The organism is Amycolatopsis sp. cg9 (assembly GCF_041346945.1).
Classification (GTDB): domain Bacteria; phylum Actinomycetota; class Actinomycetes; order Mycobacteriales; family Pseudonocardiaceae; genus Amycolatopsis.
Genome location: NZ_CP166850.1, coordinates 2061884 through 2085048, shown reverse-complemented (window position 1 = coordinate 2085048; position 23165 = coordinate 2061884). Strand labels below are relative to the sequence as shown.

The 23165-nt window shown below is 70.3% G+C and carries 17 protein-coding genes; 14 read left to right on the top strand and 3 right to left on the bottom strand.

The genetic code is table 11. The features are described from left to right. Positions 1-124: 124 nt before the first annotated feature. Positions 125-2164 (top strand): trypsin-like serine protease, encoded by a 2040-nt coding sequence (locus tag AB5J73_RS09640; protein WP_370969349.1) that lies wholly within the window; start codon positions 125-127, stop codon positions 2162-2164. 52 nt (positions 2165-2216) lie between these two features. Here the strand turns inward: AB5J73_RS09640 and AB5J73_RS09635 are convergent, their stop codons facing one another. Beyond that, positions 2217-3830 carry a glucosaminidase domain-containing protein gene (locus AB5J73_RS09635; RefSeq protein WP_370969348.1) on the bottom strand — a complete coding sequence of 538 codons (1614 nt, stop codon included), beginning with the start codon at positions 3828-3830 and terminating at the stop codon, positions 2217-2219. Positions 3831-4009: 179 nt separating this feature from the next. Here AB5J73_RS09635 and AB5J73_RS09630 point away from each other — a divergent pair, with 179 nt between their 5' ends. Beyond that, positions 4010-5596: a hypothetical protein gene (locus AB5J73_RS09630; RefSeq protein WP_370969347.1), complete on the top strand. Its 1587-nt coding sequence runs from the start codon at positions 4010-4012 to the stop codon at positions 5594-5596. A 17-nt stretch (positions 5597-5613) separates the two neighbouring features. Continuing rightward, complete coding sequence (locus AB5J73_RS09625) at positions 5614-6528, top strand: PIG-L family deacetylase (RefSeq protein ID WP_370969346.1); 915 nt, start codon at positions 5614-5616, stop codon at positions 6526-6528. On the opposite strand, the gene AB5J73_RS09620 is transcribed toward AB5J73_RS09625, so the two are convergent. Then, on the bottom strand, positions 6525-9584 hold the full coding sequence (locus tag AB5J73_RS09620; RefSeq protein WP_370969345.1) for a BTAD domain-containing putative transcriptional regulator: 3060 nt from the start codon (positions 9582-9584) through the stop codon (positions 6525-6527). The two genes, AB5J73_RS09625 and AB5J73_RS09620, sit on opposite strands and share 4 nt — an antisense overlap. Before the next feature lie 113 nt (positions 9585-9697). Further along, positions 9698-10795, bottom strand: a complete 1098-nt coding sequence (locus tag AB5J73_RS09615; protein WP_370969344.1) for a UDP-N-acetylglucosamine 2-epimerase — start codon at positions 10793-10795, stop codon at positions 9698-9700. 84 nt (positions 10796-10879) lie between these two features. On the opposite strand from AB5J73_RS09615, the gene AB5J73_RS09610 reads away from it, so the two are divergent. From AB5J73_RS09610 to AB5J73_RS09560, 11 genes are all read left to right on the top strand, one after another. Further along, positions 10880-11899, top strand: a complete 1020-nt coding sequence (locus AB5J73_RS09610; protein WP_086864820.1) for a glycosyltransferase family A protein — start codon at positions 10880-10882, stop codon at positions 11897-11899. Continuing rightward, on the top strand, positions 11896-13200 hold the full coding sequence (locus AB5J73_RS09605) for a lipopolysaccharide biosynthesis protein (protein WP_370969343.1): 1305 nt from the start codon (positions 11896-11898) through the stop codon (positions 13198-13200). The genes AB5J73_RS09610 and AB5J73_RS09605 overlap by 4 nt, the downstream gene beginning before the upstream one ends. 83 nt (positions 13201-13283) lie before the next feature. Beyond that, positions 13284-15251: a DUF6541 family protein gene (locus tag AB5J73_RS09600; protein ID WP_370969342.1), complete on the top strand. Its 1968-nt coding sequence runs from the start codon at positions 13284-13286 to the stop codon at positions 15249-15251. A gap of 59 nt (positions 15252-15310) precedes the next feature. Further along, positions 15311-16012, top strand: coding sequence for a glycosyltransferase family 2 protein (locus AB5J73_RS09595; RefSeq protein ID WP_370973049.1), 702 nt, complete (start codon positions 15311-15313; stop codon positions 16010-16012). Positions 16013-16025: 13 nt separating this feature from the next. Next, entirely contained in the window at positions 16026-16460 is a 435-nt protein-coding gene (locus AB5J73_RS09590; protein ID WP_370969341.1) for a DUF2304 domain-containing protein, read from the top strand. A gap of 52 nt (positions 16461-16512) precedes the next feature. Further along, the gene (locus AB5J73_RS09585; RefSeq protein WP_370969340.1) at positions 16513-17001 is read left to right on the top strand and encodes a uridine kinase; all 489 of its coding nucleotides are present in this window, start codon (positions 16513-16515) and stop codon (positions 16999-17001) included. A 317-nt stretch (positions 17002-17318) separates the two neighbouring features. After that, positions 17319-18995, top strand: coding sequence for an ABC transporter substrate-binding protein (locus AB5J73_RS09580; RefSeq protein ID WP_370969339.1), 1677 nt, complete (start codon positions 17319-17321; stop codon positions 18993-18995). Between the two features lie 87 nt (positions 18996-19082). Continuing rightward, complete coding sequence (locus AB5J73_RS09575; RefSeq protein ID WP_370969338.1) at positions 19083-20084, top strand: ABC transporter permease; 1002 nt, start codon at positions 19083-19085, stop codon at positions 20082-20084. Next, positions 20081-21010 (top strand): ABC transporter permease, encoded by a 930-nt coding sequence (locus AB5J73_RS09570; protein WP_370969337.1) that lies wholly within the window; start codon positions 20081-20083, stop codon positions 21008-21010. Before AB5J73_RS09575 ends, AB5J73_RS09570 begins: the two co-directional genes overlap by 4 nt. A gap of 6 nt (positions 21011-21016) precedes the next feature. Continuing rightward, the gene (locus tag AB5J73_RS09565) at positions 21017-22012 is read left to right on the top strand and encodes an ABC transporter ATP-binding protein (RefSeq protein ID WP_370969336.1); all 996 of its coding nucleotides are present in this window, start codon (positions 21017-21019) and stop codon (positions 22010-22012) included. After that, a complete protein-coding gene (locus AB5J73_RS09560; protein WP_370969335.1) occupies positions 22009-23121 on the top strand; it encodes an ABC transporter ATP-binding protein in 1113 nt (370 codons plus the stop codon). The genes AB5J73_RS09565 and AB5J73_RS09560 overlap by 4 nt, the downstream gene beginning before the upstream one ends. Positions 23122-23165: the final 44 nt, after the last annotated feature.

Below are 23165 nucleotides of genomic sequence, written 5' to 3'. Positions count from 1 at the left end.
CTTGACCACCCCATAGGCAAAATGTGATATGTGTCACCGCCTTGCTCGGTAAAAACTTGTCTACCTTTCGCGATGTGCCCCGAGGGGCGGAAAGCGCTTCGCGAAACGATGAGGGGGAACTCTGGTGGATCGCTCACGTACAGCAGGCAGAACGGCGATCGGCGGTGTGCTGCTGGTGACCGGGCTGCTCGCCGCCGTACCGGCGTCGGCGGTGTCGCACAGCTCGGTCGCCGCCGACGGGACCTACGGCTTCACCGCCAAGCTCAGCATGGACGGCCGGGCCTGCAGCGGCGTGCTCGTCGCGCCGGACTGGGTCGCCACGGCCGCCAGCTGCTTCCCGGAGAACCCGCAGGGCGGGGCGCCGGCGAAGGCGACCACGGCCGTCGTCGGGCGGACCGACCTCGCCGGGACCGCCGGGCACGCCGTCGGTGTCTCCGGGCTGGTGGTCGCCGCCGGCCGCGACCTCGCGCTGGCCCGGCTCGCGGCCCCGATCACCGACGTCACCCCGATTTCGCTGTCGGCCACGGCGCCCGCCACCGGCGAGAAGCTGCGGGTCGCGGGCTTCGGCCGCACCGACACCGAGTGGGTGCCCGACAAGCTGCACAGCGCGGTCTTCACCGCCGGCGCGAACACCGCCACCACGGCGAGCCTCACCGGGGACGCCGGCGCGGACACCTGCCGCGGCGACGCCGGGGGCCCGGCGTTCCGCGAGGTCTCCGGCCGCGCGGAACTGGTCGGTGTCAGCAGCGCTTCCTGGCAGCACGGCTGCTTCGGCGAGACCGAGACCCGGCAGGGGAGCACCGCGGCCCGGACCGACGACGTCGTCGCCTGGATCCGGCAGACGGTCGTCACCCCCACGGCCAAGGGCATCGGCCACACGATCGTCGTGAGCTGGCCCGGGCTGCCGGCGGCGGACAACGCCAGCTACGCCGTCTACGGTTCGGCGACCTCCGACGTCCCGGTCGACGCCGCCCACCTGCTCACCACGACCTCGTCGCTGTCGTACACCCAGCAGCAGCTGCCGGCGAAGCAGACGCGGTACTACCGCGTCGTCGCCACCCCGGCGACCGGCCCGGCCGGTGCGCCGTCGGCCGTCGTCTCGGCCACGACGCCGCTGTCCAAGGGCACCGACTTCACCGGTGACGGCCTGGAAGACGTCGGCGCGGTGTACGACTTCAAGAACGCGCGGACCGGCCTCTACGTCTGGCCCTCGCTCGGCCCGGGGTCGGCCGAGTCCCCGATCCTCGGCAACCCCGCGCTCAAGTGGGACAGCGGGAACGGCGCCGTGAACGCCGGCCAGGCGCGCTGGCTGACCGGTGACTTCAACGGCGACGGCCGAAGCGACTTCGCGATGATCTACGACTACCTCAACAACAGTTCGACCATCTGGCTCTGGTACGCCAACGCCGCCGGCGGGTTCGACGCGCAGGGCGTCAAGTGGGACAGCGCGAACTTCTCGCCGAGCAAGGCGCGCTTCGTGGCCGGCGACTTCGACGGCGACGGCCGCACCGACATCGGTGCCGCCTACGACAACGGGAACGCGAGCATGTCGTTCCTCACCTGGCACGCCACGGCGACCGGGATCGACGCGCCGGTGACCCAGTGGACCACGGCCGCCGGGGTCTGGGGCCTGGCCCAGTCGACGTGGGTGGCGGGTGACTTCACCGGAGACGGCCGCGCCGACCTGGCGTCCTTCTACGACTACCGCAACAACACGGCGAACCTGTTCCTCTGGACCGCGAACGCGGCCGGCAAGTTCGACGACAAGGGCGTGAAGTGGAACGGCCTGACCTTCACCCCGGCCAAGGCGCGCTTCGTGACCGGCGACTTCGACGGTGACGGCCGCATCGACATCGGCGCGGCCTACGACAACGGCAACGCCGACACCACGTTCTCGACCTGGCACGCGACGGGCGACGGCTTCGACGCCCCGGTCACCAAGTGGGACAGCGGCGCGGGGAACTGGTCGTGGGCCAAGTCGCAGTGGACGGCGCCGGACATCGACGGTGACGGCCGGGCGGACGTGATCGCCAGCTACGACTACGGGAACTCGAACACCGGCCTGTTCTACTGGCACGCGGGGCAGAACGGCGCGCTCGACAACCGCGGCGGCAAGTGGAACAGCGGCGGCACGCTCAGCGCCGCGCAGGCGGTGTTCCTCTGATCGGCTGAGCCGAAGCGGGCCGTTCACGTCTTCGTGAACGGCCCGCTTTCGTTCACTGGCCCCAGTTTTCGATGTCGGGGGCGCCCATGTCGGTGTTCCAGTACCAGTGGGTCAGGGTGCCGTCGGTGGCACGGCCGTAGATGTTTTCCTGGCTGTCGGTGGCGAACCCGGTGGGGTTGGCGCCGAGGTTGCCGCCCCAGTTGTCGTGGCGGGGCTGGTTGTCTTCGGGGGTCCAGTACCAGTGGCCGAGCTGGTTGTCCGGGGTGCGGGCGAACACGTGCTGCTGGTCGTTCCAGACGTAGGCGACCGGGTTGCCCTGGATCTGCGCGCCGAGGGGTTCGTCGACCACCTCTTCGTCGGGGGACCAGTAGAAGTGCTTGAGTGTGCCGTCGGTGCCGCGGGCGTAGACGTGCTGCTGTTCCCCGAACGCGTACCCGGTCGGGTCACCGGCCAGTGTGCTGGAACCCCAGGTGCCGTAGTTGGGATCGGCGTCGGTGGGGGTCCAGTACCAGTGGGCGAGGTGGCCGTCGGTGGTGCGGCCGAAGACGTGCTGCTGGTCGCCCCAGACGTAGGCGACGGGGTCACCCGCGACGGACTGGGTCTGGGTTTCCTCGACCGTGCCCGTGTCGGGGGTCCAGTACAGGTGCTTGAGTTTGCCGTCGGTGCCGCGGGCGAAGATGTGCTGCTGGTCCCCGAAGGCGTAGCCGGTGGGGTTGCCGGCGATGTCGTCGGCGCCCCACTGCTCGAAGTTCGGGTCGGCGTCGGTGGGGTACCAGTACCAGTGGCCGATCGTGTTGTCGGTCAGCCGGGCGAAGACGTGCTGCGTGTCGCCCGCGACGAACGCCACCGGCTCGCCCGCCAACGCACCCGGGTAGGACTCGGACTCGATCGACTCACCCGCGTTGTAGGAGTGCAGCAAGGCTCCGTCGGCGCCGCGGGAGAACATGTGCTCCTGGGTCCCGTACCGGTAGGACGCCGAGGCCGCGATGCCCTCGTCGCCGAGCGAAGCGCCTGGCGCCGTGCCCGAGTCGAAGCGGTAGAGGTTGTAGGTGTTCATCAGGGAGATGACCTTGTTCGCGTAGTTGGGGTCGGTGGCGTAGTGCCGGCTCACCTCCCGGATGAAGGCGTCCGGGTCGTGGCGGTACGGGAGCGCGCTCGAGTAGATCGAGCTGGTGGTGAGGAGCCGTCCGTAGTCGCGGAACGAGTTCTCCATCGAGTCGTAGGAGCGGAAGTACGCGTTGACCGGGTGGCAGGGCGCCGGCACGCACTCGGTGGTCGGGTACGGGGCGCAGCCCTTCGCGAACGGGCCGGGGTTGGTCGGCGAGGTGCACTTGAAGCCGAAGTAGTTCCGGTCGTTGACCGAGAGCGTGCTGCGGCCCCAGTCCGACTCCAGGATGGACTGGGCGGCGGTCACCGAAGCCGGGATGTCGAAGTCGTCGCGGACCCGTTGCGCGGCGGGGCCGGCCGCGGCGACGTAGTCGTCCTGGAAGCCGGCCTTGACGGCCGCGTCTCTCATCGCGGCCGACCGCTGTTCTTCCTGGGTCGTGGTGCTCGTACCCGGGTCGCTCGTCGTCGGCTGGGCGGCCGTAGCGGGCGCGACGAGGGCCAGCGTGCTGATCAGCGCGCCGAGCCCGCCGACGGTGATCCGGGTGGTGGTGCGGGTCATGGTGTCCTCCAGGTCGTGGCGATGGGCCAAGCCTGGAAGCCCGGTCTCCAAGTCGGCTCCAAGCCGCCTGCAAGTCGCGTTGAAGCGGTTTTGGGGCGGACTTGAAGCCTGCCGCGACACGGTTTCCCGGCGACTCCGCCGCACCGAGGACGGCGGAGCGTTCACCCGGGAGGAACCCCATGACCGTCCAGCGCACCGGCGCCGTCCTGGCCGCCGTGCTGACCTCGCTCGCGATCGCCGGTGCCGCTCCCGCGATCGCACAGGCCCACCCGCTCGGCCCGGCGGCCGCCGCCGCGTACTACGACCCCGCCCACCCGGGTGCGCTCCCGCACGAAGGCACTGCGGGCGTGCCGAGTCATCCGAAGGCCGCCGCGCGGGCGATGACCTCGGTCGAGAACGGCCAGATCACGCGCTCCGAGGTGCTGACCAGATCGAGGTCGTGGATCGACGAGCACGTGATGTACAGCCAGTCCGCGTACCACACCAACCAGTACGGCACCTACCGCCAGGACTGCTCCGGGTTCGTGTCGATGGCCTGGAACCTCAGCACGAGCCTGACCACCTACAGCCTCCCGACGCGGATGGACGCCATCGGCTGGGCGGACCTGCTGCCCGGCGACGCGCTGTGGCGTGACGGGCACATCGCGCTCTTCCTCGCCTGGAACGACGCCGCGAAGACGCAGCCGATCGTCCGCGAGGAGTTCGACTACGGCAACCCCGCGGTCGAGCGGGCGTGGACCGCGCAGTCCTACATCCGGACGTTCACCCCGATGCGCTACCGCAACATCGTCGACGACATCGGCCAGCCGGCCCCGATGGGCGACGAGGGCATCGCGGCCTCGGCGTCGTACCGGTACGGGACCCAGGAGCACCTGTTCTCCAAGGGCGCGGACGGCTCGCTGCTGCACTCGTACAACGCGGGTGAGTCCATCGAATCGGAGTCCTACCCCGCGGCGCTCGCCGGGGAACCGGTCGCGTTCGTTTCGGGCGACACCCAGCACGTCTTCGCGCGGCTGACCGACAACACCATCGGGCACTGGTACTGGTACCCGACGGACGCCGACCCGAACTTCGAGCAGTGGGGCGCCGACGACATCGCCGGCAACCCCACCGGCTACGCCTTCGGGGACCAGCAGCACATCTTCGCCCGCGGCACCGACGGCAAACTCAAGCACCTCTACTGGACCCCCGACACGGGCACGGTCGAGGAAACCCAGCCCCAGAGCGTCGCCGGCGACCCGGTGGCCTACGTGTGGGGCGATCAGCAGCACGTCTTCGCCCGGACGACCGACGGGCACTTGGCGCACTGGTACTGGACGCCGACCGACGCGGACCCCAACTACGGGATCTGGGGGTCGAGCACGCTCGCCGGTGACCCGACCGGGTACGCGTTCGGCGAGCAGCAGCACGTGTTCGCGCGTGGCACCGACGGGACGTTGAAGCACTTCTACTGGACCCCGGCCGAAGAGGTGGTCGACGAGCCGCTGGGGGCGGCGATCCAGGGCAACCCGGTGGCGTACGTGTGGCAGGACCAGCAGCACGTGTTCGCCCGCACCCCGGACAACCAGCTCGGCCACTGGTACTGGACCCCCGAAGACAACCAGCCCCGCCACGACAACTGGGGCGGCAACCTCGGCGCCAACCCCACCGGGTTCGCCACCGACAGCCAGGAAAACGTCTACGGCCGTGCCACCGACGGCACCCTGACCCACTGGTACTGGAACACCGACATGGGCGCCCCCGACATCGAAAACTGGGGCCAGTGAACGAAAGGAAGCACGTCATGCGCACGAAGATCGCGCGGCCGCTCGCCGCGCTGGTGCTGGCCGCGGCGACCGTCGCCGCGGTGCACAGTCCCGCTTCCGCGGACACCACCACGACGCTCAGCTTCTCCGCGCACCAGGACGACGACCTGCTGTTCATGAACCCGGACATCGCGTCCGACGTGCAGGCCGGGTACAACGTGTGGGTCACCTACCTCACCGCGGGGGAAATCCCGTGTGAGAGCCACGATCCGTGCGGCATGGACTACGCCGACAACCGGGTGCAGGGGGAGCACGCCGCCTACGCCGAGACGGCGGGCGTGCCGAACTCCTGGACTTACGAGGAAATGTGGTTCGGCGGCCACCCCGTCGCCGTGGACCACCTCGACGGGACCAACGTCCACCTCGTGTTCACCTACATCCACGCGGCCGCCGGGCCCGAGGACAACTGCGGTGACCTGTACCGGATGCTGCACGACGACTCGTACGTCGCTGAGCCGATCGACTACCGGCCGGCGTACACGAAGGACTCGTTCGTCGGCATGCTGCGCTCGATCATCGACTACGTCCAGCCCGACTACCTGCGCACGCAAAGCACCATCGGGCACCGGGAAAGGCGCGGTGACGGCGTGGCCGACAACGTCGACCACGTCGCCGGGGCGATCCTCGCGGCCGACGCGGACGTCGACGGCGCCGGCAACACCCTGATCCGCCGCGACGAGTACCAGGGCTACGTCATCACCGACTACCCGGACAACGTCGGCGGCTACTGGCGGGACCGCAAGCAGCGGATCTGGAACGCCTACAAGCCGTTCGACTACCAGATCAGCCCCTGGTCGTGGGACAACGTGATGGGCAAGCAGTACCGGCCGGAAGGACGCATCTTCTGGCCGGGCATCCCCTGGGTGCCGCCGGGCGACTTCAACGGCTGCTAGTGGTGTTCCGTGAAGACCGCTTTCCCGGAAGCGGTCTTCACGGCCATCCGGGGTTCGGTGGCCTCCCGCGCGCCGTACCTCGTGAAGAGGGCCTGCGCTTCGGCGTGGGTGGCGTCGGATTCCGCGTGCCTGCCCAGCGCTCGCTGGGCCGCCGCGAGGTCCCGCAGGTTGCGCGCGCGCCACAGCGGGAGGGAAAGCGCGTCGCACCAGGTGAGGGCGAGTTCGAGGTGCCGACGAGCGGAGTCCGGTTCGCCGCGGACGAGGTCGAGCTCGCCCAGGGTCCGGAGCATCAGCGCCTGGCCGAAGCCGTCCTGCATTTCGCGGCACGTGGCCAGCGCGTCTTCGAGTTCCGCGTGCAGCTCGGCGGTGTCCCGGCGGCCCTGCCTGAGGTGGACCTTCACGAGGGCCTGGGTGGCGTAGGCGATCATCAGCCGGTCGCCGACTTCCCGCAGCAGGGTCAGGCTCCGCGCGCACGCCAGTTCGGCCTCGACGAGCCGGCCGGCCGCGCGGTGCACGATGCCGGTGGACCGCAGGACGAGCGCGACGCCGTGGTCGTCCGGCAGCGCCCGGTACCGGGCGAGGGCGAGCTCCAGCTCGTGGCGGGCTTCGGGCAGTCGGCCGAGCTCGGTCAGGACCATGCCGCGGCCGTGGTGCCCCCTGGCCTCCGCACGGGGGTCGTCGAGCTCGTTCAGCACCGGAAGCGCTTCCCCCAGCAGCTCCAACGCTTCGGGGAGCCGGGCCTGCTCGCGCCGGACGCTGCTCAGCATCAGCCTCGTGACCGCCGTGCCGCGGGCGTCGTCGACCTCGGCGTACGCCTGGAGGGCCTGCGCGTAGTAGTCGGCGGCTTCGTCGAGCCGGTCCTGCTCGCTGCGCAGCCAGCCGAGGCCGGACAGCAGCAGGCCCTGACCGGAGAGGTCGCCCGCTCGCCGGGCCGCTTCGAGCGCGGCCGTGTGGGTCCGCCACCAGTGGTGGAAGTGGTTCTCCACGGCGAAGGACGACGAACACAGCGCGGTGGCCAGCCGCACGGCCGTGTCGGCCAGCCCGAGTTCACTGGCGCGTTCGACGATGTGCACCAGCGCCGCCTGCTCGGCGTCGAACCAGGCGAGCGGCTCGCCGAGGGTGTCGGTGCGCACCAGCTCGGGGGTCGTCGCCGGACCCGGCGAGGCGGGCCGCAGCGCGCGCACCGGGGTGCCGCCCGACGCCCACTCGACCAGCCGGTACCACTCGTCGGTGGCCTGCCGGACCGCGAGCCGCAGCTGCTCGGCGTCCTCTTCCGCCTCCGCGCGTTCCCAGCCGAACACGCGGATGAGGTCGTGCAGGCGGTACCGGGTGACGCCCGATCCGTCGTTGCTGACCACGTCCAGCAGCTGGGCGCGGACCAGTCCTTCGACGATGTCCTCGGCGTCGTCCTGCGGCACCGACAGCAGCACGCTCACCAGCCAGGCGCCGAAGTCCGGCACACCCAGCCAGCCGAGCCGGCGCAGCGCGGACCGCTCCCGGTCCCCGAGACCGCGGTAGGAAAGGGCGAGGCTGCCGCGGACTTCGAGGTCGCCGATCGCCAGTTCGTTCAGGAACTTCCGTTGTTCGCGCAGCCTCGGCACCAGCCGCGACGGCCGCCAGTCCGGCCGCGCGGCGAGGCGGGCGCCGATGATGCGCACGGCCAGCGGCAGGTTGCCGCAGAGGTGGACGAGCGTGCGGGCCGCGTCGGGTTCGGCGGCGATCCGGGTGCCGCCGACGATCTGGGTGAGCAGGGCGAGCCCGGTCTCGTCGTCGAGGACCCGCAGGTCGATGTGCTCCGTCGAGTCCAGCGCCGCCAGCCGCACCCGGCTGGTGAGCACGCACAGGCAGCCGTCCCCGCTGGGCAGCAGCGGCCGCACCTGCCGCTCGTCCGCGGCGTCGTCGAGCACGACGAGCAGCCGCTTCGACGCCGAAAGGGCCCGGTACAGCTCGACGCGCTCGTCGAGACCCACCGGGAGTTCCCCGTCGGGGGCGCCCAAAGCGCGCAGGAACCGGCCGAGCACCTCGACGGGATCCACCGGCGACTGCTGCGCACCGCGCAGGGCGACGTAGAGCTGGCCGTCGGGGAACCGGGCCCGCAGCAGGTGGCTCACGTGCACGGCCAGCGAACTCTTGCCGGCGCCGGGTTTCCCGGAGATCGCCACCCGGCGCGCGGACGGCTTGGTGAGCGTCGACGTCTCGGTGCTCCGGCCGGTGAAGTCGGTGATGTCCGGGGGAAGCAGGCACGGGCCGCCGTTCTCGGGCGCCGGTTCCCCTTCGGACTTCGGCGCGGCCGGTGCGCCGGGCTCGGGCGGCACCGCGTCGCCGCGCAGGATCCGCTGGTGCAGTGCGCGCAGCTCCGGCCCGGGTTCGACGCCGAGCTCCTCCACGAGCAGGCCGCGTCCGGTTTGGTAGCACCGCAGGGCGTCCGCTTGCCGTCCGGCCGTCCACAACGCCGTCATCAGCTGCCCGCGGAGGCGCTCGCGGAGGGGGTGCTCCGCGACCAGCGCCGTCAGCTCGTTGACCAGCTCCGCGCCGCGGCCGAGCGCGAACGCGGAGTCGAGGCGCTTCTCCAGCACGTCCAGCCGCTGGTCCGCGAGCCGGGCGGCTTCCGTCGCGGCGAACCGGGACTTGAGGCCGCCGAGGGCCGGGCCCTGCCACTGGTCGAGCGCTTGGTCGTAGCGCCGTTCTGCGGTTTCGTGGTCGCCCGCGCCGGCCGCCGCGTCCCCCTCGGCTGCCAGGCGGGCGAACTCCAGCAGGTCGACGGTGCAGCCGGTCAGCTCGATCCGGTAGCCGCTCTGTTCGGTGCGGATCGCGCCCGGTTCCCCGTCCGGCTGCTGGAACGCCCGCCGCAGCGTCGAAACGTAGGTGTGCAGCAACGCCGGCGCGCTGTCCGGCGGCGTCTCGTCCCAGATGATCGAGATCAGCCGGTCGGCGTGCAGCACCCGGCCTTCCGCCAGCAGGAGCGCCGCGAGCAGCGTGCGGGGCTTCGGCCCGCCCAGCGGGACATCGGCCCCGTCTCGCCGCGCGGTCACCGCCCCCAACAGCTGAAACCGCATCGAGATCCCCCCAGTCCCGTGAGATCACACGTTCAGGTGACCTCGCTTCGGACCCTAGTCACGCTTGATCACGTGCGGAGGGGAAAACACTCGAACGGCGGAAGCCGTCCGGGTCAGCAGTAGCCGAGCTGCGCCAGGGTGTCCACGACGATCTCGGACGGGTGGTACTTGTCCATCCAGGACTCACCGCGCCGGTTCTGGTACGTGTCGAGGAAGTTCTGCAGCTTGTCGCCGCGCATCTCGGTCAGCACGACCGTTTCGCCCAGGTGCTGCGGGGTTTCCGTGCGCTCGCGGTGCACCGCGCAGGGGAGGCCGAGGTAGTAGCACTCCGCCGACAGGCCGCCCGAGTCGGTGACGACGTACTCGGCGCGCGCGACCAGCGGCAGGAACTTCAGGTAGCGCATCTTCGGCTGGACGATGAACTGGTCGTCGAAGATGTTCCCGATGCCCAGCGCGCGGATCTTCTCGCGCTCCGGCGCCCCGGCCATGTACAGGATCGGCATCTTGCGGCTCTGCTCGCGCAGGATCTCCAGCGCCTCGCGGTACTTGTCCGGGCGCGAGACCAGCTCGAAGCGGTGCAGCGTGGCCAGGCCGAACTTCTCCGGCAGGTTCGGCACGTCGAGCGGTTGGTTGATGGCCAGGCGCATCGCGTCGATCGCCGTGTTGGCTTCGGTGTCGACGACGACGCCGCGGGCGTTGCGGAGGTTGTTGACCTCGCGGATGCTCGGCGCGAAGTGGATGTCGACGATCTTCGCCGCGATCTTGCGGTTCAGCTCTTCCGGCAGCGGCGAGAGGATGCTGCCCGACCGCGCGCCCGCCTCGACGTGGCCGACGCGGGACTTGAGGATCCGCTTCCCGATCAGCGAGCCGTACGGCGTGGTGAACGTGTCGCCGTGCACCAGCACCAGCGGCGGGCGGCCGTCCTCGGTCAGTGCGGCGCGCAGCTCGTGGCGGCGGCTCCAGGCGGTGCGCAGCACCTGCGCGGCCCAGCCGGGCACCTGCGCCGGCGACTCGAGGTTGTGGGCCTTGTCCTCCGGCACCAGCCAGACGTCGGGCTCCGGCATGTTCAAGTCCGCGAGGACGTCCGCGACCTCGTCGACGTGCTGGGCGGTGAACCAGATCTTCGGCCGCATCCCGCGCTCGCGGATCCCGTGGTACACGGGCGCGATCTTGATCAGTTCCGCGGTGGTGCCGAGAATGAAGGAAATCACCAGAGGAGCCCATTTCGGATCGGGTGCGGTGGCGTAAGGATACTGGCCGACCCGCCGCGGGGGCCGCCGGGTAGCCTCGGCACGGTGAGTGCGAACCCGCTCCTCCCCTCGCTCAGCGTCGTGATCCCGGTCTACAACGAGCAGGACTGGATCGAACGCAGTGTCGGCGCGCTGCTCGCTTCGGCGTCGGCCGCGAGCTGGCCGATCGAGGTCGTCGTGGTCGACGACGGCAGCACCGACGCCACCCCGTCGCGGCTCGACGACCTGCGCGAACGCCACGGCATCACGGTGCTCAGCCAGGCCAACGCCGGCCGGTTCGAGGCCAGGAGCGCGGGCATCGCCAAGTCGTCCGGCGAGTGGATCGCGCTGCTCGACAGCCGCGTCATCGTCGACGAGCACACCCTGACGTTCCTGCGCGACCAGCTCGTCGACCACCCCGAGCGCGCGGTCTGGAACGGCCACATCAACGTCGCTTCCGAGCACAACCCGTACGCCGGCTTCATGGCCGGGCTGGTCAAGGTGCCGTGGCGCAAGTACTGCGCGAACCCGCGGCTGATGTCGTACGGCATCGAGGAGTTCGACGTCTACCCGAAGGGCACGACGTTCTTCTGCGCCCGCCGCGGCCTCCTCGAAGGCTCGGTGACGGCGTTCGCGTCGCTGTTCGACGACATCCGCTTCGCCAGCGACGACACCCGCATGCTGCGGTGGATCGCCGAGCGCGAGCGGATCTGGCTGGCCCCGGAGCTGTCCGCGACCTACAACGGGCGCGACTCCTTCAAGAAGTTCACGCAGCAGGCCTACTTCCGCGGCACGACCTACGTGGACTCCTACATCGCTTCGCCCGGTCCGGCCCGCAACGCCCTGTTCGGCGCGCTCGCGGCCGGTGTGATCGGCCTGGCCTTCGCCGCGAAGAAGCCGAAGACGACGCTGGCCGCCGGCGTGCTCGGCGCGGTCGCGGCGGGCGAGGTCGTCAAGAAGTGCGGCGCGACCGGCCCCGAGGCCCGCGCGGTCACCAAGCTGCTGCCGGTGTTCGCCGGCGGTTTCGGCGCCGGTGTCCTCCGTGGACTGGCCATGGCCGTGCGGACCAAGCTCCGCCGCCGATGAGCGCGGAGGTGGACACCCCGGCCCCCGCCCGCAGCGGACGCACCACCGCGGGCAGCCTCGGCGGCTCGCTGATCGTGTCGATCGGCCTTGGCTACGTCCTCACCGTCGCCTGCCAGCGGCTGCTGTCCCCGCCGGACTACGCCGTCTTCGTCACCTTCTGGGGCCTGGTGATGGGCCTCGGCAGCACGCTCTCGCCGCTGGAGCAGGAGCTCTCGCGCCAGTCCGCCGTAGCCGCGCTGACCGGCGGCAGGGCGGGGCGCCCGGCGCTGCGCGCGGTCGCCGTCGGCATGCTGGTCGCGGCCGCTTTTTCGCTCGCCCTGCTGATCCCGCCGGTCAACGACAAGCTCTTCCACGGCGACTGGTCGCTGGCCGTGATCGTGCTGTGCGGCGGGGTCGCCTTCGCCTGCCAGTTCGGCACGCGCGGGCTGCTCATCGGGCAGCACAAGGTGAAGGCCTTCTCGCTGCTCGTGGTCGCCGAACCGGCGATCCGGGCGCTGATCCTGGGCGTGCTGTTCGTCTCGGTCGCCTACAACGTCGTCTCGCTGGCCGTCGCGGTCGCGGCCGGGTCGTTCGCCTGGCTGCTGTTCGCCCGCCCGGCCCGGCAGCTGCTGGACGTCCACGTCGAGGGCGACGGCTGGGGCGTCACCGGCCGCCGGATGGGCATGCTCCTGGTCGGCGCGGCGCTGACCGCGGCGGTCATCACCGGCTACCCCGCGCTGGTCGGCCTGCTCGCCCCGGGCGGCGACGGCGACCGCGTCGGTGCCCTGTTCGCCGCGCTGGTCATCGCGCGGCTGCCGCTGACGCTGATCGGGCCGGTGCAGTCGCTGGCCGTGCCGTTCGTCGTCCGGCTCTCGGTCACCGAGGAAGGCCGCCACCGGTTGCGCCGCGTGCTGGCTCTCGGCGCCGCCGCGGCGCTGGTGCTGGCCGCGCTCGGCGCGCTGGTCGGGCTGTGGATCGGGCCGTGGGCGGTGCGGTTCGTCAGCGGCCCGAAGTACGACATCGACGGCTGGTCGGTCGCCGGGCTCGTCTGGTCGTCGGTGCTGCTGGTGCCGATGCAGCTGCTCACGGCGGTGCTCGTGGCCCGCACCCAGGCCCGGCTGGTGCTGGTCACCTGGGCGATCGTCACCGGCACGGCGTCCCTGCTGCTGGTGCTGCTGCCCGGCGACACCGTGTTCCGCGCGGTCGTCGCGCTGGCCGCCGCCCCGACGCTCGGCCTGGCCGTGGTGCTCGCGTTCGTCCTCCGGAAAGCACCGGAAACGGTTTCGGGGACAACCCCGGGCACCGGTGAAACGTCTTCGTAGCGGCCCAGTAAGGTGCGATGCGAACCCGCCGGTGGGGACGGGAAACGGCGTGAAACGCCGGTAAGGTTTGGACTGCGAATTCGATGAACGTGCTACTCGTTTTGCTCGCGTTCTGGTTGCCGGGTCTGGTCTTCGGTGCCGCGATCCGGCTGCGCGGCTGGACGCTGGCCGCCGCCGCGCCGATGCTCACCTTCGGCCTCGTCGCCATCGGCATCCCGGTGCTCGGCAGGTTCGGCATCCGCTGGTCGATGCCGAACGTCGCGCTGTGGACGCTCGTGCTCTCGGCCGTCGGGTTCGCGCTGGCCTTCGCCGTGACCCGGTTCACGCGCCGCCGCCACCCGGACTGGGACGAGCCGGAGCGGCCCGAGCGCAGCATCCGCGACCACGTCCTGATCGGCCTCGGCGTCCTCGCCGGCGCCGGCATCGGCACCGTCACGTTCCTCCGGGGCATCCGGAACGTCGGCAACGTCCAGCAGGGCTGGGACGCGCCGTTCCACGCCAACCTGGTCCGCTGGATCGCCGAGCACGGCGACGCCCGGCCGTCGACCGTCGGCACGATCGCGAACCTGCCGGACGAGACGCACTACTTCTACCCGGACACCTACCACGCGCTGCTCGCCCTGGTCTTCGGCAAGGGCGGCCTGACGATCATGCCGACGCTGAACCTGGCGGCGCTCGCGGTCGTGCTGACCGTGCCGCTCGGCGTCGCCGCGATGTGCCACGCCTGGCGGATGCCGCCGATCGGGGTGGCCTCGGCGGCCGCGGTGTCGGCCTGCTTCACGGTGTTCCCGTACGACTCGCTGTGGCGGGGCCCGCTGTGGCCGTTCGTCGCCGGCGTCGCCCTGATCCCGGCCATGCTCGCGGTGGCCCGGCACCTGCTGGAGCCCCGCGCGATCGCGGGCCCGGTCGCCATCGGCGTCGGTGTCGCCGGGCTCGCCGGCCTGCACACCAGCGTCGTGTTCGTCGTCATCGTCTACTTCCTGCTGATCCTCGCCGCGGTGGTGTTCCGCTTCGAAGCGATCACCTGGCGCCGTTCGCTGCCGTCGCTGCTCGCGACCGTGGTGCTGGCCGCCGCGCTCGGCATCCCGGTGGTGCTCCCGTCGCTGTACAACGCCGGCGGCGTGACCAGCGCGTACTGGGCGAACGAAGCGACCGTGAGCGGCGCGGTCGGCGAGACGATCACGTTCTCGCCGATGGCGGCGTTCCCGCAGTGGTGGATCGGCGTCCCCGCGATCATCGGCGTCTTCCTGCTGGTCAAGCACCGCCGGATGCTGTGGATGGTCGGCGCGTACGTCGTGCTCGGCGGGCTGTTCGCCGCGACCGTGTCCCTCGAGACCGACCTGGTGCACACGCTGAGCAGCCCGTTCTACAACGACAACTGGCGGGTCGCGGCCTTGGTGCCGCTGGCCGGCTGCGTCGCGTTCGGCGAGTTCGTGCACACGGCGTCCGGCTGGTTCGCCGAGAAGGTCGCCCCGCGCCTGCCGAAGCTCAAGCCGGCCACGCTCACCCTGGTCGGCGTGGTGGTACTGGCGCTGGTCGTCGGCGGGCTGAGCCGCGGTGGCTACATCGGCCGCAACGCCGCCCGCCTGCAGCTGAACTACAGCGGCGGCCCGACGGTCAGCAAGGACGAAGAGGCCGCGTTCACCTGGCTCGCGCAGCACACCGCGCCGGGCGAGCGCGTGCTGAACGACAAGGCCGACGGCTCCGTCTGGATGTACGCGCTGGCCGGCGTGATGCCGACGCAGTGGAACTTCTACGGCGCCGAGTTCGACACCGACGCGGGCTACCTGAGCGTCTTCGCCAACGACGTCGAGAAGTACCCGAAGGTGCGCGAGCTGCTCACCGACCTGAAGGTCCGCTACGCGTTCGTCGGGGCGGGCAAGGTGACCCCGACGACGCAGAACGACGTCGGGCTCCAGCACCTCGACACCAGCCCCGGGTTCAAGCTGGTCTACCGCAACGCGGGCGCGAAGATCTACGAGATCGAGGGCCAGCAGGGCGTCGTCGCGGCCGGTGCGGCGCCCGGGTCCGCGGCCGGTAACGGGCAGTGAAAGGCTAGAGTGATCGCGTGTCCACCACCTCCGTGACCAGCCGCCGGGTGCTCATCGTGATGCCCGCGCTCAACGAATCGGCGAGCGTCGCGTCGGTCATCGCGCAGGTCAAGCGGGCTTTGCCGGGCGGCGATCTGCTGGTCGTCGACGACGGCTCGGTGGACGACACCGCGCAGCTGGCCCGCGCGGCCGGCGCCGAGGTGGCCCGGCTCGCGGTGAACCTCGGGGTCGGCGGCGCGATGCGCACCGGCTTCCGGTACGCCGCCGCCCGCGGCTACGACGTCGTCGTGCAGGTGGACGCGGACGGCCAGCACGACCCGGACGAGCTCGACGCGCTGCTGCGCGGCCTGGACGACGCGGACATCGTGATCGGCTCCCGGTTCGCCGGCAAGGGCGCCTACAAGGCCAGCGGGCCGCGCAAGTACGCGATGGTCGTGCTGTCGCTGGTGTTCTCGCGCCTGGCGAAGACCAAGCTCACCGACGTCACGTCGGGGTTCAAGGCGATGGGCCCGCGGGCGATCCGGCTGTTCGCCGGCTACTACCCGGCGGAGTACCTGGGCGACACGGTGGAGTCGCTTGTCATGGCCATCCGGGCCAAGCTGACCATCAAGGAGATCCCGGTCATCATGCGCGAGCGCGCGGGCGGCACGCCCAGCCACTCGCCCGTCAAGTCGGCCGTCTACCTGGGCCGCGCCGGCCTCGCGCTGCTGCTGGCGCTGGTCCGCCGCCGCCCGGCCGTCGACTCCTCAGACTCGGCATAAGGAGCTACCGAAGATGGTCGGTTGGCGCATCCTCAGCATCGTCATCGCATGCCTGGTGCTGTTCGTCGTCATCGAGATGATGCGGCGGCGCAAGCTGCGCGAGAAGTACGCGGGTGTGTGGCTGATCGTCTCCATCGGCGTCGTCGTCTTGGCCGTGGTCCCGTCGGCCGCGGATTTCCTGGCCAAGCTGACCGGGGTGGAAACCCCGTCGAACTTCGTCTTCCTCCTGGCCGGCGTCGTGCTGGCGCTCGTGTCGCTGCACCTGTCCACCGAGGTCGGGCACCTCGAGGAAGAGGTGCGCACGTCGGTCGAGGAGATCGCGCTGCTGCGCTGCGAGCTCGAAGACACCCGGCGCGACCTGGAGCAGCTGATCGCCGGGCTCGAGTCCCGCGTCTCGGCTCCCGACGACGTCAAAGGGCTCCCGGAAGTCGAGCGCGTCAGCAAGTGACGCCCTGATCGAAGCCCTGCTGGCCGCTCCGGCCCGGTTGGGCTCGGTCCGCGTGCTCGCCATCGACGGGCCGTCCGGCGCGGGGAAGTCCACACTGGCCGCCCGGGTCGTGGCCGCGCTGCGCGCCCGCGGGTGTCGCACCGAGCTGATCAGCACCGACGCCTTCGCCACCTGGGACGACCCGGTTTCGTGGTGGCCGCGGCTCGTCGACGGCGTCCTGAGTCCCCTGTCGGCGGGTGTTCCGGGGGTTTACCGGCGCACGGACTGGTCCACGGGGGTTCCCCGCCCGGGTGAGCTCGTCCGGGTGGTCGTGCCGGACGTCCTGGTGCTGGAGGGGGTGTCGAGCGGCCGGGCTTCGGCAAGAACCCTGCTTTCGCACCTCTGCTGGGTCTCCGGCGGCTCGGAAGGCGAGCGGCTGGCCAACGCCGTCGGCCGGGACGGGGAGGCCGCACGGGCCGATTTGGGGCGCTGGCAACGGTTCGAGCGCGGCTGGTTCGCCGTCGACGGCACCCCCGGAGCGGCCGGAACCCGACTTTCGTAGGGAACGGACCGGTCACCCTGCGTGCCCGGCCGGCCCGGATCGATCCAGTGCCCGAACACGACCGGCCTAACGTGGGTACCGCCATCTGAGTTAGTGATCCGGTACCGGGCGCATCCGTAACGCACAAACGGTCACATTCTGTCGTGATTTACGGACACATTGCGGTCAAATCGACGTCCACGTAGCGCGATCGTAACCTCACGTGCTTAAGTGCGAGCCGAGTTCCCGCTAGTGTCGGCGAACACACGATCGTCCGTCGAGTTCCTGACCGACCGGACGGTGACTTTGAACCCGAAACATCTCCCAAGGGGTGCCAGATGCAGCAATTGCGGCTGACCCGAACACGCCGCGTGGCCCTGATCGGGCTCGCCGGCGCGCTCGCGGTTTCGCTGTCCGCCTGTGCGGAATCCAAGCGTGAAGAAGGCGCCGGGGGTGGTACCGGGGGCACGATGATCTTCGGTGCGGCCGGCAACCCGAAGCTGTTCGACCCCGCGTTCAACGACGAGGGTGAGACCTTCCGCATCACGCGGCAGATCTTCGACACGCTGATCCAGAACAAGCCGGGCACCGCTGACCTCGAACCCTCCCTCGCCGAGAAGTGGGAGTCGAGCAACGAGGGCAAGACCTGGACGTTCACCCTCAAGTCGGGCGTCAAGTTCTCCGACGGCACCGCGATGGACGCGACGGCGGTCTGCGCCAACTTCGACCGCTGGTACAACATGAAGGGCGCCGCCGCCCAGAGCCAGATGATCTACTACGGCGACGTCTTCGAGGGCTTCGCCAAGAACGAGGGCGACGCGGGCGGCGACCCGGTCTACAAGAGCTGCGAGGCGAAGGACCCGACGACCGCGGTCCTGAACCTGAACAAGGCCAAGGGCGCGTTCCCGGCGGCGTTCACCCTCCCGTCGTTCTCCATCCAGAGCCCGACGGCGATCAAGCAGTACAACGGCGACACGGTCACCCAGAGCGGCGACTCGTTCACCTACAGCGAGTACGCGAACAAGCACCCGGTCGGCACCGGCCCGTTCAAGTTCGAGAGCTGGGACCAGGCCAAGGGTGAGATCACCCTGGTGCGCAACGACAGCAGCCCGTCCCCGGCGAAGCTCGACAAGCTGATCTTCAAGGTCATCCCGGACGAGAACGCCCGCAAGCAGGCGCTGAAGGCCGGCGACATCAACGGCTACGACTACCCGAACCCGGCGGACTACGGCCTGCTGCGCAACGACGGCGAGCAGGTCCTCATCCGCCCGTCGTTCAACGTGCTGTACCTGGGCATCAACCAGTCCGGCCCGAACGCGGCGAAGCTGAAGGACCCGCGGGTCCGCCAGGCACTGGCCTACGGCATCAACCGCGAGCAGTTCGTGAAGTCCAAGCTGGCCGAGGGTTCCGAGGTCGCGACCGAGTTCGTCCCGAAGGTCATCTCGGGCTACACCGACGACGTCACCAAGTACCCGTACGACCAGCAGAAGGCCAAGGACCTGCTGAAGGCGGCCGGTGCCGAGGGCATGACGCTGAAGTTCTACTACCCGACCGAGGTCAGCCGCCCGTACATGCCGAACCCGGCGGACACGTTCACGGCGATCTCCGAGGACCTGAAGAAGATCGGCATCAACATCGAGGCGCACGCCGAGCCGTGGAACGGTGGCTACAAGGACGACGTGCAGAAGTTCGGCAAGCAGGACCTGCACCTGCTCGGCTGGACCGGTGACTACAACGACGCCGGCAACTTCGTGGGCACGTTCTTCGGCCGCGAGAAGAAGGAGTTCGGCTTCAACAACGCCGAGCTGTTCTCGGCGCTGGCCGCGGCGGACGCTTCGCCCGCCGGTGACGCGCACGCCAAGGCGTACCAGGAAGTGAACAAGAAGATCATGGACTTCCTCCCGGCGGTCCCGATCGCGTACCCGACGCCGGCGATCGTGGTCGGCCCGAAGGTCAAGGGTCTGGTGGCGAGCCCGCTCACCGATGAGCGCTTCAACACCGTGACCGTGAGCTGATTGCTGGATTTCAGCCAAAGGCAAGGGGTGGGTGCTACCGCGCCCACCCCTTGCGCCTGATCCCGGGCTGGCGACAAAGGACTGCACGTGCTCCGTTTTCTCGTGCGTCGGCTGCTACAAGCGATCCCGACGCTCCTCATCCTGTCCATCCTGGTCTTCGCATGGTTGCGTTCCCTGCCCGGCGGTCCCGCAGCCGCGCTGCTGGGTGACAAGGCAACGCCCGAGAAGATCGCCGACCTCAACCACGTACTCGGGCTCGATCAGCCGATCATCCTGCAGTACTTCGGGTTCCTCGGCCGCGCCTTCACCGGCGACTTCGGCAACTCCCTGGTGTCGACCCAGCCCGTCATGGGCGAGATCACCACCTTCCTGCCGGCGACCATCGAGCTCGGCTTCACGGCCATGATCATCGCGATCATCGTCGGTATCCCGGCCGGTTACCTGTCGGCGCGCTACCGCGGCGGGCCGGTCGACAACGGTGTCATCCTGCTGAGCCTGATCGGCGTCGCGGTGCCGGTGTTCTTCCTCGGCTACATGATGCAGGACCTGCTGGCTTCGCCGCTGGGACTGCCGTCGCAGGGCAGGCAGACGACCGGCCTCGACGCCACGGCCATCACGAACTTCGCGATCCTCGACGGCATCATGACGAGCGAGTGGGACGCCGTCTGGGACGCGATCCGGCACCTGATCCTCCCCGCGTTCGCGCTGGCCACGATCCCGCTCGCGGTGATCACCCGGATCACCCGGGCGTCCGTGCTCGAAGTGCTCAACGAGGACTTCATCCGCACGGCCAACTCGAAGGGCCTCACCCAGCAGGTGGTCCGCCGCCGGCACGTGCTGCGCAACGGCCTGCTGCCGGTGGTCACCACCATCGGCCTGCAGACCGGCGCGCTGCTCGGCGGCGCGGTGCTGACCGAGCGGGTGTTCAACTTCCGCGGCCTCGGGTTCCTGCTGGCCGAAGGCATCGAGCGGCGTGACTACCCGCGGCTGCAGGCGCTGCTGCTGTTCGGGGCCGTGGTCTACGTCCTGGTGAACATGCTGGTCGACATCTCGTACGGGATCATCGACCCGAGGGTGCGTGTGCGATGAACACTCTGCTCAACAAGAAGAAGGAACCGATCGACAAGCTCGCCGCGGCGAGCGGGCGCAGCATCGGCGGCGAAGCGTTCCGCCGGATGCTGCGCAGCCCGGTCGCGATCACCGGCGGGGTCATCACCGGCCTGTTCTTCCTCCTGGCGATCTTCGCGCCGCTGCTCGCGCCCAAGGACCCGCTCGACCGCGCGATGCAGGACCAGGTGCAGCTCGGCCGGGGCATCATCCCCGGCTCGATGCCCGGGTACCCGCTCGGCGTCGACGACTTCGGCCGCGACTTCCTGTCCCGGCTGATCGTCGGTGCCCAGCAGACGCTGATCGTCGGCGTGCTCGCCACCGTGATCGGCGTGCTCATCGGCGTCATCATCGGCGGGCTCGCGGGCGCGTTCGGCGGCTGGGTCGACACCGTCCTCATGCGACTGGTCGACGTCATGCTGTCGTTTCCCTCGCTGCTGCTGGCCATCTCGATCGCGGCGCTGTTCGCCAAGCCGAGCCAGTGGACGGTCATCCTGGCCGTGTCGATGGTCGGCGTGCCGATCTTCGCCCGGCTGCTGCGCGGTTCCATGCTGGCCCAGCGCGACGCCGACCACGTGCTGGCGGCGACGTCGCTGGGCGTGAAGCGCGGGACGATCGTGTTCCGGCACATGCTGCCGAACTCGCTCGGCCCGGTCATCGTGCAGGCGACGCTGACCCTGGCGACCGCCATCCTCGAGGCCGCGGCGCTGTCGTTCCTCGGTCTGGGCGACCCGGACCCGTCGCGGGCGGAATGGGGGCTGATGCTCGGCAAGGCCGCGCGCCAGTTCCTCGACATCCGCCCGGAGCTCGCGTACTACCCGGCCATCGCGATCATCGTGGTCGCGCTCGGGTTCACGCTGCTCGGCGAGTCCCTCCGCGAAGCCCTCGACCCGAAGAACAGGCGGTGAGAACCCATGGCACTCCTTGAAGTCCGCGACCTGACGGTCGACTTCGTCCGGCGCGGCGAGAAGTCGTTCACCGCGGTGGACGGCGTGAGCTTCGACGTCGAGCCGGGCCAGACGGTCGGTCTGGTCGGCGAGTCCGGCTGCGGCAAGTCCGTGACGTCGCTGGCGATCATGCGGCTGCTCGCCCGCCGCGGCAACAAGGTGAGCGGTTCGGTGCGCTTCGAAGGCACCGACCTGCTCACGCTGTCCGACAAGGACATGCGTGACCGCCGCGGCCGCGACCTCGGCATGGTCTTCCAGGACCCGCTGTCCTCGCTGAACCCGGTCATCCCGATCGGGCTGCAGATCACCGAGGTGCTGGAACGCCACCGCGGGATGTCGCGCAAGGCGGCGTCCGTCGAAGCGGTGGACCTGCTCGACAAGGTCGGCATCCCCGACCCGTCGCGGCGGCTCACCGAGTACCCGCACCAGCTTTCCGGCGGGATGCGGCAGCGCGCGCTGATCGCGATCGCGCTGGCGTGCCGGCCGCGGCTGCTCATCGCCGACGAGCCGACCACGGCGCTGGACGTCACCATCCAGGCCCAGATCCTGGCGCTGCTGCGGGAACTGGTGCAGGACACCGGCACCGCGCTGATCATGATCACGCACGACCTCGGCGTCGTCGCCGGGCTCTGCGACGAGGTCAACGTGCTCTACGGCGGCAAGATCGTGGAGCGCGCGCAGCGGCACCAGCTGTTCGCCGAGCCGCGGCACCCGTACACGCACGGCCTCCTCGCGTCGATCCCGCGCCTCGACGCGGGCCGCGGCGAGAAGCTGATCCCCATCCGGGGCTCGGTGGCCGACAACATCCCGTGGGACCACGGGTGCGCGTTCGCGCCGCGCTGCCCCAACGCGGTGCCCGCGTGCCGCGAGGTCCAGCCGCAGCTGGTCCCCGACCGCGGCGGGCTGCTGCGCTGTCACAACCCCGTGCGGCCGCCGGTCGCGGCGGGAGGAGGAACCCGATGACCCGTCCTGCTGGTGAGGTGCTGCTCGAGGTCAGCGACCTCAAGGTGCACTTCCCGATCAAGCGCGGCATCGTGATCGACCGGACGGTCGGGCACGTGTTCGCGGTCGACGGCGTCGACCTGGCCATCCGCCGCGGGGAAACCTACGGCCTGGTGGGCGAATCCGGGTGCGGCAAGTCCACGCTGGGCCGCGCGATCCTCCGGCTCAACGAGCCGACCGCCGGCCAGGTGGTCTTCGACGGCACCGACGTCGCGGCCCTGAAGGGCGAGGAACTGCGGAAGGCCCGGCGCCGGATGCAGATGATCTTCCAGGACCCGCTGTCCAGTTTGGACCCCCGCCAGTCGGTGGAATCCATTCTGCTGGAAGGCATGCACGCGCACGGCCTCGACCAGGACAAGGAAGCCACGCAGCAGCGGCTGCGCCAGCTCCTGTCCGCGGTCGGCCTGCCGGAGACGGCGCTGCGGAAGTACCCGCACGAGTTCTCGGGCGGGCAGCGCCAGCGCATCGGCATCGCGCGGGCGCTGGCCGTGGAGCCGGACCTGATCGTCGCCGACGAGCCGGTGTCCGCGCTGGACGTGTCGGTGCAGGCCCAGGTGGTCAACCTGCTGGAGGACCTGCAGGACCAGCTCGGGCTGACCTACCTGGTGATCGCGCACGACCTCGCGGTGGTCCGGCACATCTCCGACCGCATCGGCGTGATGTACCTGGGCGCGCTGGTCGAGGAGACCGACGCGGATTCGCTGTACCGGGACCCGCTGCACCCGTACACGCGGGCGCTGCTGTCGGCCATCCCGGTGCCGGACCCGCAGGTCGAGGACACGCGCGAGCAGATCCTGCTCGCCGGTGACCTGCCCTCGCCCGCCAACCCGCCGTCGGGCTGCCGCTTCCACACGCGCTGCCCGTGGCGGCAGGCGAGCCTGTGCGACACCGACCGCCCGCAGCTGCGCGAAATCGGCAGCGGGCACCGGGTGGCGTGCCACTACGCGGAGGACATCCGCGACGGGCGCATCCAGCCGCACGAGGTGGAGCCGGAACTGGTGGAGCTCACCGGGGCGCTGAACCCCGACCTGGGCCCGCCGGACGTCGGCACCTCCGCCGAAATCCTCTGAGGGTGGTGGCCGGCCGGGAGTCTTCTCCCGGCCGGCCGCTTTCG